Origin of the sequence: Vibrio sp. M260112 (assembly GCF_036533775.1) — a bacterium.
In the GTDB taxonomy this organism is placed as follows: domain Bacteria; phylum Pseudomonadota; class Gammaproteobacteria; order Enterobacterales; family Vibrionaceae; genus Vibrio.
Genome location: NZ_JATABH010000072.1, coordinates 1 through 11,471, shown reverse-complemented (window position 1 = coordinate 11,471; position 11,471 = coordinate 1). Strand labels below are relative to the sequence as shown.

Here is an 11,471-nt window from a genome sequence, read left to right as displayed (position 1 = left end):
CTATCCAACCGAAGTAAATTGATTCGCTTTCGATTCATCAGCTGTTTGGCAATCATCGCGCTTTGGGTACAACCTACTGCGGTGCAGCGTAGCCGCTCCAACTGAGTACAAGTCTCAAGCCAGTTTACTTGATTGAACTTAAGTCTTTGCAATATCGGTAGCGTAGCTTCACTTAAGCTCGCTTTCCCTTCTCGGTATTGGCGTGCTGTCCAATCGACTAGCTCGATGTAATCCATCAGTCGAAACGGTATACCATCACGTTGATGGTTATTGTCATTCCCAACAAACGGGTAAAGGCAAGGTGCCGTCTCTTGCTGATTGTTTAATGCCTCAACTCTCGCTTTAATTGAGGTGTAATCGGAGGTTTCTGGTGTTTGGGCTATTCCCGCTCTGAGTGGGTTTAAATCGACATACGTCATCGCTGCAGCGAGCGCCTGTTCATCTAATAGGGCCAGGCTTTTGAAGCGGCTTTCCCAGAAATGTCCTTTGCATTGGTCTTCTTTGTTGGCTTGGCAGGCAATCTCAAAATTAAGCTCTTTCATAAACCAACTTAGGCTCCATAGTCGCTCACGCCAAGATTCGATAATCGCTACACACACTTCAAGCTCGGCCTTACTGGTGAGCTGCCCTTCTAACCATCGAGATACGATATTGGGCAGTTTGTGTGCTTGCTGCCAACGCTCAACCACCTCATAAGCCGATAGATTTAGGGCTTTCTCTCGATTGATATGTAAGACCAAGTGGTAGTGGTTGCTCATGATGGCGTAAGCGCAGATGTCAATGCAGTAAAGTTGCGAGAGCGCCATCATTTTTCGCTTCACCCACGCTCTGCGATGCTCATAATTTTGTTGAGTGATAGGGTCAGTCCCACACAGGAAGCTACGCCTGACACAGCGAGAGACGCAATGATAATAAGGTGTGGCATCAACGCATATCTGTTGTTTTCTCGCAGTTGTCATTTTTACGCCCCTTTGGTGAGTTATCCAGTGAGGTTAAGAATGCCAACAAAAATCGGCAACCCGCATGAATGGAACCTTTGGCGTAAGTATCAACAACTCACTCTTATTTCATCCTTTATGGCGTGTGTCCTTTTGCTGCCTTTTGCTAGCGCCATACCAAAGATGCCGGAAAAATAGCTCGGAAAAGTCATCAATCTAGGGATTCCGTTTCTTTTCGAGCTCAAGAGCTATACTCAACTTGTAATGTGAATTCCATTTTTCGAAGTTGGGCTGTGCAGCAGTACAACGTATTCATACGCGGGTAAAGGAATCATCAACCAATGACGATAGATAATTGGCCACTGAGGAAAAAGCTCCGTTCAAACTTCTTTCTGTATTTATTCTGCTTTCTGATCGCAATCATGACCTCATTAATTGGTTTTAACCAAGTAAACAAACTGTTTAATGATGTGGCAAGTGACTCAGTACCTGACATCATTGCAATCCTGGAGCTAAAGTCGTTATCGAAACGCCTATTTGCCGAGATTCAAGGCTTTGTGGCGACGGGTGATGAAGAAGAAGTAGATGAGTTCAAAGAGACCAATAAATTGTTTGATCAGTGGCTTGAACGTTGGACGGTAAACCAAACTGATTTGAAGGAGTTAGGTCTTAAGCAGCGCATGGGAGAGCATAAAAAAATGCTCAGTGAGTATGCGCAACAAATTTATTCACTTGAACACCAAAAAAGGGTCCTAATCGCTGAATTCGAACTATTGCAGCACTACATTTGGCAAGAGACGGAAGGCCACGATGACGAAATAGAGCATCAGTTGTACAACTATCTTCCTCTCTATTACCACCAACTATACAACGCTATATTGTGGCACACTGGAGAGCTAGACAGTGATGATGAGGAAAGCCGGTTTGAACAACTTCCTAAAGAAGCAAGCTTTGACGAACTGAGCCGCTCGATTGCCAATCTGGCTCCAAAGGTAGACTCCCCCCAGTTATCAGCGTCTATTTTGCAACTAACTCTGACCGCTCAGAAACTTATTGAAACCAATGATTCCATTCGAGAGGCACTAGAATCAGTCGAAGAGTATGAGGAAGAGATCTTAGAAACGATCGACCAGGCGGTTTCCATCCAAACCGATGAAGTCGCGAAAGCTTTTGCACTTGCGGCAAGTGCGGTTGATAAGTTTATGGTGATTATATCCATGATTGGGATTATCAGTGTTCTATTGAGCCTTTACATATTCCGCTACGTGGCTAACTCAATAACTGCCCGACTCTCGACGCTGATTAACTCCGTTAATGAGGTGACAGAAGGACATCTGAATAGTCGAACGAGAATTCACGGCGATGATGAATTCGGCTTGCTCGGTATTCGTTTCGACAAGATGACCCAAACACTCAGTGAAACTACTGTGTCGAAAGAGTTCCTCGATAACATTTTAGAAAGTATGACAGAGAGCCTTATCGTGACATCTAAGTCCGGTGACATAGAAGTGGTCAACGATACGGCGCTGAAGATGTTAGGTTATAAAAGAGAGGAGTTAATAGGAAAGAATATCGCAATCTTGATCGATGATGGGCTGGACACGCTTCGCGATATCTTAGAAAACTCGAATGCACAGCTCAGATCAGAAAGCCGTTACGTAACCAAATCTTGGGAGTTGATTCACGTGATGCTATCAAGTTCTCATTTGTTAAATGAAAACGGGGAGTCTCTTGGCTTAGTATTTGTCGCAGCAGATGTCCGTCCACTGAAACAAATCCAGCAACAGTTAGAGCAAACGAATATCGACTTGCAAGCGACACAATCTCAATTGATTCAAGCGAGCAAGCTTGCCTCGATTGGCGAACTATCCGCAGGGGTTGCCCATGAGCTTAATCAACCATTAATGGTCATCCGAAACGGTGGGCAAATGCTAGAGAGAAAGCTCAAAAAGGGAACACTGGATGATGCTAATCTGAATAAGTACATTGAGTCTGTGCTAGCGAACTCCAAAAGGATGATGAAAATCATCGACCATTTAAGAACCTTTTCTCGACGTTCATCTACTGATTTTGAACCAGTTGACGTCAATAAAGTGATCAATGACAGCTTCTATTTGGTGAGTGAGCAGCTACGACTTCATAACATAGCCGTCGATATTCATCTCGCCGATCCAACTCCTTGGGTGCTTGGTGAGGCAAACCAATTGGAACAGGTGATTCTAAATCTTGTTAGCAATGCGCGGGACTCACTCGATTCTTATAGAACAGACAACAAAAGGCTCACGATAACGACACGTTTATCTCAGGAGGATGGTGCATTTGCAGAGATTTTAGTGGCCGACAATGGGCATGGTATACCTGAAGACGTCGCTAATCTCATCTTTGACCCATTTTACACGACCAAAGAAGAAGGCAAGGGTACGGGGCTTGGGCTATCGATTTCATATGGGATTATCAATGATCATAAAGGAGTGATAGATATTGCTCAAACCAGTGAAGATGGCACAACGATGCGAATTAAGCTGCCTATACTTAATACTAAGTAATGGTTTTATTAGTTAAGGGATTGTTGTGAATGAACGAATTCTACTTGTTGATGATGAACCTGAGATTAGAGAGATACTTGCGGATCTGCTAGAGGACGAAGGTTATAGCGTTGTACAGGCTGAAAATGGTGAGATTGGTTTAACGATCTTCATGTCTCAAGATATCGATCTCGTCATTACTGACGTTCGCATGCCAAATAAAAGTGGTATTGAGCTACTCAAAGATATTAAGCAATCAGGTAAAGACGTTGATGTCATTATTCTTACTGGACAAAGTGATGAGTTAACCGCTATTGATTGTTTACGAGCAGGTGCTTACGACTATTTGCTTAAGCCTATTGAGGAGCTAGATATTATGGTCTCCTCAGTAAGGCGTTCGATAGAAAAGCGATGGCTAACTAAACAAAATCAAGAATTGATGAAGCGGTTAGAAGATTTGGCGGTCAGGGACCCATTAACGGGTCTATATAATATGCGACCATTTTATCAGTTTATTAATTCAGAAATGGAACACTCAAAAATTGAATCTCATCCACTTGGTATCCTTTTTATTGATATTGACTATTTTAAAAAAATAAATGACAACTATGGACATGTTTTTGGCGACCAAGTACTGAAAAAGTTTGCCAATTTATTGAAAACCAATTTAAAAGAAACCAAAAAATTCTTTCGCTATGGAGGTGAAGAGTTTGTTGTCATGTTACCCAAAACAGATGCAGATACCATGAGAACCACGGCTCTAAATCTTCTTGAAGTGGTACGTGAAGCAGAATTCGAATACGACGGAGAGAAGGCGTACATCACGGTTAGCATTGGTGGTGCTATCTATCCCTCCGATGCAACTGACCAAAAAACATTAATTCAGTCTGCCGACAGAGCTCTTTATGTTGCAAAAGAGTCAGGACGAAACTGTTACGTGACGGCAGCAAAGCACCAAGTTTATAGATAAAGCGGTTCGTGACTCCAATCGGTTGATTCAAAGATAAAATTCTCGTTCAATGAATGTTCCGATCACCTTATCGTGCATCTTCTCCGATTTGGAAAAACCGATTTTTCTACGTACTAAACGTTTTAATCTGGAACGCAGGGTTAGGTTGGTTCGCTCAATCCGTTGAGTGAACCTCTTACCCACAACATGCTTTTCCCTTGGTAATTCTTTTGAGTAAACGCTGAAGTCATCGGTAAAAAAGAAGGGATATCAAACGGCTTGAGCAAAGCGAGCAACGATTTTTCTTTTTACCTACGAATGACCATTGCTCATCAACTTCACAGATTAGAGAGATGTTTGCTTTATCGAAGGGGATAGAGGTCACTTGCCTTGGCGAGAGTTTTTAAAGTGCGTAGCACGGTGTTGTAGCCAACTTTTAAGACACGGCTTGTTTGTCTAACACCAGAGCTATTCAACGCCATATCAATAATTTGTTCTTTGACATTAGGCTTATATGCCTGGTATGCATAATCAAGCTGAAAGAAACGCTTACATTCTATGCAACGAAATCGCTGAAAGCCCGTTACCCCCTTGCCAAGTAATCTTGGTAAAGCGGATAAGATGCCCAAGATTGTTAGGTTTTTGTAATTTAGCTTGAATTTTTGCTTTCCTCGGTGTTAATAATTTATTGCGAGTATTTGCTTTACATCTGTTTATTGTCATTTGCTAGATAAGGAAATATCAATGAAAGTATTATCAGAAAGCGCTCTCTCACAGGTAACGGGAGCATCGCGTGCTTTTCGCGGTAGCCTGGATGTCAGATAATTATGGTGACCTGTCTAACGTGCAGGCTAAGAGAAATAACGAGCGTTACCGAGAGCGCCGTGATAGAAGTGGCGATCGAACTGCGAGATCACGTTCTCGAAGTGATATGAACTCACCAGGCGATCAACGTTCAAGTGATAGACGAGGTGGTCGTTAATACCATGTTAAAGATTGCTATATTAATTATTTTTATAGCTGCAAGTGCCTCGCCCCTCGCAGGGCACTTGTTTTTTATTCTCTACGATTCTAGTGAAATACTTGGACAGTTTGACGTTAGTGTTCTTTTATCTTACTGGGTGATTATTGTTCATTTAAGCCGTGTTACTTTCGCTATGGCACTATTCGGGCCGCTTTCGAATAATGGTATTCCTACTGCCCCACCTTTTAAAAAATCGATGACAGTAGCGACTCTATATTTTCCCCTTTCTATAGCTGTCTTTTATTTTTCGACCGCTCTATCTTACACCTTTGATTCAAACTATATCTTAAATCAGCTCAACTATTATCAGCCCATGTTTAAAAATGATGGAGGGGTGATCAACTGGCTAAGCGTAATTGAGTCTGCCTTGTTATTTTGTGTTCTTGTTCCTGTGTTAGAAGAAGTAATTTTTCGTGGATATCTGTTAAAGCAGTGCCTAAGTAGGTTTGGCTTAACCATCTCTATTTTTATTTCATCGGTTTGCTTTGGTATGTTGCATCAAGACATTTTGCATGCATTCGTTATGGGTGGCGTTTTAGGATGGATATTTTATAAATTTGGCTTGCGAGTATCCATTGTTACCCACTGCATACACAATTTAGTTCTACTTGTCGTTAATGTTCTCTATTTTGAGATCGAGGGTAACTATGCATTACCTTCTTTGGATAGTTCACCATATATACCGAGCATCCCCCAAGTCGTTGCGATTCTTTTTTTAGTGATCTTTTCAAAGTACATCTATCGAAGCGTTATTAAGTAACTGATCCTCAGGGCGACCGCATGAGTGTTTAATTTTCACCCACCGCGTTTAGGCCTTCACTCTTAAAGGACAACACTCTTAAAGGACAGGCACCATTAAATATATCGTGATACACCTTCGCCAATTCAAAATATGCATTATTTAGCCTACAGATTTCCGTAGAGAGTTGATCCTCTAATTTGGTAAGTTTGTTTAAGGATTTAACTGGTAGACAACGATTATTAAAGGTAAAAGCCTAGTTGCCAATTAATTCGCTGTCCAAAACTGCTGGTGCGGATAAGTGCTTGGCAATGCAATGCGCTTTTAAGCTGTAATTCATTTTCTAACGATTCATCTGCTCTGCAAGGCTACTTTACTTCCAGAAATAGCTTCTAATGGAGAATCTAAGTGTATGGTATTTGTTTTAAAGGGTAAACTTTCGAATTGAACATCATTGAAATAATGAACACCGACTTTTGATAGGATTATGTTAAAAAAGTTTATGGATGGAATATGGATTACAAATACCCCCCAAGAGAAATCATAGACCCAGAAGAAGAGAAAAAATCTATGGTGGAAAGTCAGGTTAGGCGTTGTTGAAGACGTTTGGGGTAATGAATAAATGTTGGATTGGTTGATAGCTGTTGTCGGTGTTGTTGCTATTGCGTGGTGCTTTCCAGCGATAGTTATATTGCCAGTAATTTCATTAGGGAGTTTTAAGTATATTATCTTTATGGATAAGCAGTTAGCAAAAGACCTTGGCAAATACTATGACGATAACGGTTATATGCGCCCTAAATATCAATTGTCTTGGGAGGTAGGCAGCCGCTGCTTTGATTATTGGGTTAAGTACCCATTTATTCGTAAACGGGTTACAACAAATTCAGTCAAATTTAAGGCGTTTATGTGGTGGAATGCTTTAGGAATGTGGAGTTGGATAGCGGTTTTTTTTCTGGCTTTTCTTGAGAAGGGGCTAGGTATTTCATTCTGATTTAACTGTGTGATTCATAGACATCCCTTCAACTATACTGGGTGTCAATGAACAGAGAAATGCAACAAAGGCTACAGTGAGTAAAAATGTACAACGAATGTGCTGATGCAGAGAGCGTATGCCGTTGGCTGGGCTTATGTTGCAAATGGATGGCAGTCCACATTGCTGGTTCGGTAATGAACGCTCTTGCCTCATGGCTATCGTGGATGATGCAACGAGTGGTATTCATGCGCGTTTTTTCCCTCAGAAACATGATTCACCAAGTGCTGAAAAAGTAATGGGCTGGTCACCGACTTATGGGTATGAGTGTTCTCAATACCAATGTATAGCGCATTATCAGCTTTGTGACTTTGCTAGATAGGAACGCATTTCCTGTTCGGGTACCATGCCACCGCCGGTTGCCCATACGAGGTGAGTCGCGTTGTTCATAACGGAATTGTCAAACTTCATTCTCAGCCTATATTCGTGATTGTTTGTCACCACGATTGGCCCGATCATGCCAGCTAACGCCGATGGTTCGAGCTGGATGTTTTGATGCTGATTGAGTTGACCCAACAGTTGGTACATACGCTCATCCGTCACCGTGAAATAGCCATCGATCATCCTTTCCATCGCTCGTCCAACAAAGCCGGACGCGCGACCGACAGCTAAGCCGTCTGCGGCGGTTATGTTATCAATCCCTATATCTTGGACGCTGATGTTGTCGTGAAGTCCAGTATGAACCCCAAGAAGCATACATGGAGAGTGGGTGGGTTCAGCAAAGAGGCAATGCACATGGTCTCCGAACGCCATTTTTAGACCAAAGGCAACGCCACCTGGCCCTCCACCGACACCACAAGGTAGATAAACAAACAAAGGATGTTGCTCGTCGACGACGATACCTTGCTGGTCAAATTGCGCCTTCAAACGCTCACCAGCGACGGAATAGCCCAAAAATAGAGTTTGAGAGTTTTCGTCATCAATGAAGAAACAATTAGGGTCACTTTCAGCTTCTTTTCTACCTTGTTCAACCGCGACGCCGTAATCTTGTTCGTACTCCACGACATTCACTCCGTGATCGCGAAGCTTATCTTTCTTCCACTGGCGGGCGTCAGCAGACATATGCACCGAAACAGAAAATCCTAACTTGGCACTAATGATACCGATAGACATTCCAAGGTTACCGGTAGAGCCAACCGCTATGCTGAACTGGCTGAAAAACTGACGAAAAGATTCGTTCAGCAGTAGGCTGTAATCATCGGATTTTGTAAGCAAGCCTGCATCAAGTGCGAGCCTTTCAGCGTGCGTCAATACTTCATAAATGCCGCCTCGGGCCTTGATCGATCCAGAAATCGGTAAGTGGCTATCTTTTTTAAGGAGTAGATGACCTGCGATGCTGGTGTTAAATCGTCGTTCAAGTTCCATTTTCATGGCAGGTATGGAAACCAGTTCAGATTCGATAATGCCTTGTGCTGGCGCTGTTTCTGGAAAGGCTTTGGCAAGGTAAGGAGCAAAGCGTAGTAATCGCTCACTTGCATCTCGAATATCCATCGCATCAAGTCCGACATGCGGTAGTGCTTCTTCGACAGAAGTAATCGAAGGATTAAACCAAGATGTTTCGTTGAGTCCGATAAGCTCTTCGACGAGCGGATATTGTTGGATAAGCAGATCAATCCGGAATGTCATTACATTACCTTGCGTGTTATCGAATAGGGCCCAATATAATTCAAATTAGTACTTCTGTGTCAGAGGCTACTGAGAACGTTTTGCATTCATTGAGGTCGGTTATTTAGCGTGGAAAATCTGCTCGGTTTCCAGTGCGGTCATGGCACGGATTTGGCGCCAAACGTAGTAGAAAATACCGAACATCATTAGCATGCTTGGAATCGCGATAATTGGATAGCTGTAAAGTGTCAGTTTACCTAACTCTTCATTGAATTCTGCTGTTCCTGCGGGGCTTGTTACAATCCAAGTCGCAAGGAAGTAGTTCATTGCCGATGAGAAGGCGAATGTGCTCGCGAATAGATAGTTTGATGACATCAAACAGCGTTCGAACGCTTGCGTTTTATTATTCTCTTTTAAACGCTCAGTGATCAGTTCTAGGTTGAGTACGGTGTCATTTAGAACCATCTTCTGCATAAATGGGTAGCGAGTAAAGGTTGAACCTAGCACGGCCAAACCGATCAGGCCTGGAATTAAAGCCTCTTTAAGTGCTAACCAACGAGTATCGAGTTCGAGTAGACCGATCCCCCCCGTTAATAAGACACTGACAAAGCCAAGCGCTGCGATAAAGTTAAATTTCTTATTGCGAATCAGATCCATGGCGCCATAAGCGATCGGAAACGCCAGAGCAACAACCAACGCCATCGCCGTTCCTAAATGTTCGTCACCGCTGAATTTCATTAAAATAAATGACGGTATGACGACGTTAAATAAGATTTCGAATAGAGGATTCGATTTTTTTTGGGTGGTGCTGTTCATAATTTTCTACTGACTCTATAGGGCTGGCTTACATACAAATTTCGAATGGGAGTGTTCATTGTATGAGGTCAGATGTAAAGCACTAAAGTACCAGTTATGTAACGACTTATGAAAGAGATGCGATCAAAACCTGACGCCATTCCCTTGATTATTATAGCGTGATGCTAGGTTAGACGTGGTTATGGAGGGGGTGGTCGGGGTAAAGAGAAATCGTCACACAGTTGCTCTTTTGGGGACTATCAGGCTGTTCAATAATGGCGAGAACGTCGTCAAATGAGGAGTTATTTAGGCTAATTTCACATTTACACTCCCATCTCGGCGTTAATGCTCTATAATCAGCGACCGTAATTTGGGTTACGCTTTAAATTTGTCGTTAGCTTTAGGAACAAGATATGTCATTTGCATCACAAAACTTTTCTCCAGAAATCGTGAAAGCTCTTACTGAGTGTGGGTATGAGAAACTCACTCCAGTTCAGCAACAAGCGATTCCTTTAGCTCGCCGTGGACATGACATCCTAGCTAACGCACAAACGGGTACGGGTAAAACAGCCGCGTTTGCTTTGCCTATCGTTCAGAATATCCTTGATAGTGCCAAATCCGCTAACCGCCACCAAACGCGTGCCGTTATCTTAACGCCGACACGCGAACTGGCAGAACAGGTTGCGACAAACATCCAAGATTACACAAAGTACACCGACATCAAGACCGTTGCGATCTTTGGTGGCAAGAAAATGGCAACGCAGCAAAAAGCCCTTGAAGCGGGTGTAGATGTGCTTGTTGCTACGCCGGGTCGCCTGATTGAGCACATTGAACTCAATAACGTTTCTTTGGCTAACCTAGAGTACCTAGTATTCGATGAAGCTGACCGCATGTTAGACATGGGTTTTATCGCTTCGATCGAAAAGATCATGGCTGGCGTAACCACTAAACCTCAGACTATGCTTTTCTCTGCAACTTTCTCAGCGCAGATGAACAAGCTGGCAGGCCAAATTCTGCGTCAACCAAAACGCGTTTCTGTTGCTCGAGAGAACGTGACCGCTGACACCATTGCGCACGTTGTTTACCCTGTAGAGCAAGAGCGCAAGCGAGAGCTATTGTCGGAGCTTATTGGCCGTAAGAACTGGAAACAGGTGCTGGTTTTTGTTAACTACAAAGAGACGGCAAACGAGCTACTTAAAGAGCTGAAGCTTGATGGTATTAAAGCCGTGCTTTGTCATGGTGACAAAGCGCAGAGTGCTCGTCGCCGTGCGCTGGAAGAATTCAAAACAGGTAAGGCTCGCGTGATGATCGCGACTGACGTTGCAGCCCGTGGCCTTGATATTCAGAACTTACCTCATGTTGTGAACTTTGATATGCCATTTTTGGCTGAAGATTATGTTCACCGCATTGGCCGTACGGGTCGTGCTGGCCAGCGTGGTAATGCGGTATCGTTCGTTAACCGTGAAGAAGAGCTAACACTTCAACAGGTGGAAACCTTAATTGGTCAACGTATCTACCGTAAAGAGCTAGAAGGTTATGAGCCAAAGAACCGCGACGCTCTAATAGAAAAAATGCACACTAAACCTGCATTTAAAAACCGTAAAACCCGTACTAACAATCCAAGTGATGCCAGCCAGGGCGAAGCGGAGCGCCGCTCACGTTTACGCCGAATGATTCGCAACAAAAATGGTAAATAGTAAAAAAGGAGCCTTTCGGGCTAATGCCGATCAGTTAAGGCTTAAATGATCGGTTGAACGATCCTTTCAAGGTGTCAAAATCCGAGTGTATTCCAGACACTCGGATTTTTTTATGTTTCTAAGACAAGCACTTAACCAAGTTCATCAATTCTCTGTTGAGCAACTCTCA

9 protein-coding genes and 2 pseudogenes are annotated in these 11,471 nt (G+C 43.1%); 7 read left to right on the top strand and 4 right to left on the bottom strand.

What is annotated here, in order from left to right; translation table 11 throughout:
- Positions 1 to 959 (bottom strand): transposase (locus QTN95_RS18875; protein WP_443088877.1); only part of this gene is annotated, 959 nt, incomplete at its 3' end.
- A gap of 320 nt (positions 960 to 1,279) precedes the next feature.
- On the opposite strand from QTN95_RS18875, the gene QTN95_RS18870 reads away from it, so the two are divergent.
- Positions 1,280 to 3,484, top strand: coding sequence for an ATP-binding protein (locus QTN95_RS18870; RefSeq protein ID WP_331418570.1), 2,205 nt, complete (start codon positions 1,280 to 1,282; stop codon positions 3,482 to 3,484).
- A gap of 25 nt (positions 3,485 to 3,509) precedes the next feature.
- Complete coding sequence (locus tag QTN95_RS18865) at positions 3,510 to 4,433, top strand: GGDEF domain-containing response regulator (protein ID WP_331418569.1); 924 nt, start codon at positions 3,510 to 3,512, stop codon at positions 4,431 to 4,433.
- Positions 4,434 to 4,460: 27 nt separating this feature from the next.
- Here the strand turns inward: QTN95_RS18865 and QTN95_RS18860 are convergent.
- Positions 4,461 to 5,044, bottom strand: a pseudogene (locus QTN95_RS18860) (IS1 family transposase).
- 182 nt (positions 5,045 to 5,226) lie between these two features.
- On the opposite strand from QTN95_RS18860, the gene QTN95_RS18855 reads away from it, so the two are divergent.
- The 4 genes and pseudogenes from QTN95_RS18855 to QTN95_RS18840 all read left to right on the top strand — a co-directional run.
- Entirely contained in the window at positions 5,227 to 5,394 is a 168-nt protein-coding gene (locus tag QTN95_RS18855; RefSeq protein ID WP_331418568.1) for a hypothetical protein, read from the top strand.
- A 4-nt stretch (positions 5,395 to 5,398) separates the two neighbouring features.
- The gene (locus tag QTN95_RS18850; RefSeq protein WP_331418567.1) at positions 5,399 to 6,196 is read left to right on the top strand and encodes a CPBP family intramembrane glutamic endopeptidase; all 798 of its coding nucleotides are present in this window, start codon (positions 5,399 to 5,401) and stop codon (positions 6,194 to 6,196) included.
- 601 nt (positions 6,197 to 6,797) lie between these two features.
- Positions 6,798 to 7,166 (top strand): hypothetical protein, encoded by a 369-nt coding sequence (locus QTN95_RS18845; RefSeq protein ID WP_331418566.1) that lies wholly within the window; start codon positions 6,798 to 6,800, stop codon positions 7,164 to 7,166.
- Positions 7,167 to 7,275: 109 nt separating this feature from the next.
- Positions 7,276 to 7,416 (top strand): annotated as a pseudogene (locus tag QTN95_RS18840) (ISNCY-like element IS1202 family transposase); the annotation flags it as partial.
- An 86-nt stretch (positions 7,417 to 7,502) separates the two neighbouring features.
- On the opposite strand, the gene dsdA reads toward QTN95_RS18840, so the two are convergent.
- Together dsdA and QTN95_RS18830 are read right to left on the bottom strand one after the other, a co-directional pair.
- A complete protein-coding gene (dsdA, locus tag QTN95_RS18835; RefSeq protein ID WP_331418565.1) occupies positions 7,503 to 8,831 on the bottom strand; it encodes a D-serine ammonia-lyase in 1,329 nt (442 codons plus the stop codon).
- 99 nt (positions 8,832 to 8,930) lie between these two features.
- The gene (locus QTN95_RS18830; RefSeq protein WP_331418564.1) at positions 8,931 to 9,626 is read right to left on the bottom strand and encodes a VC0807 family protein; all 696 of its coding nucleotides are present in this window, start codon (positions 9,624 to 9,626) and stop codon (positions 8,931 to 8,933) included.
- 392 nt (positions 9,627 to 10,018) lie between these two features.
- Here QTN95_RS18830 and QTN95_RS18825 point away from each other — a divergent pair, with 392 nt between their 5' ends.
- Positions 10,019 to 11,302 (top strand): DEAD/DEAH box helicase, encoded by a 1,284-nt coding sequence (locus QTN95_RS18825; RefSeq protein WP_138972731.1) that lies wholly within the window; start codon positions 10,019 to 10,021, stop codon positions 11,300 to 11,302.
- Positions 11,303 to 11,471 lie beyond the last annotated feature (169 nt).

What these genes read in the sequence shown, in the direction of transcription:
- QTN95_RS18870 (WP_331418570.1), top strand. Translation starts at nt 1,280, where the DNA reads ATGACGATAGATAATTGGCCACTGAGGAAAAAGCTCCGTTCAAACTTC.
- QTN95_RS18855 (WP_331418568.1), top strand. Translation starts at nt 5,227, where the DNA reads ATGTCAGATAATTATGGTGACCTGTCTAACGTGCAGGCTAAGAGAAAT.
- QTN95_RS18850 (WP_331418567.1), top strand. Translation starts at nt 5,399, where the DNA reads ATGTTAAAGATTGCTATATTAATTATTTTTATAGCTGCAAGTGCCTCG.
- QTN95_RS18845 (WP_331418566.1), top strand. Translation starts at nt 6,798, where the DNA reads ATGTTGGATTGGTTGATAGCTGTTGTCGGTGTTGTTGCTATTGCGTGG.
- dsdA (WP_331418565.1), bottom strand. Translation starts at nt 8,831, where the DNA reads ATGACATTCCGGATTGATCTGCTTATCCAACAATATCCGCTCGTCGAA.
- QTN95_RS18830 (WP_331418564.1), bottom strand. Translation starts at nt 9,626, where the DNA reads ATGAACAGCACCACCCAAAAAAAATCGAATCCTCTATTCGAAATCTTA.
- QTN95_RS18825 (WP_138972731.1), top strand. Translation starts at nt 10,019, where the DNA reads ATGTCATTTGCATCACAAAACTTTTCTCCAGAAATCGTGAAAGCTCTT.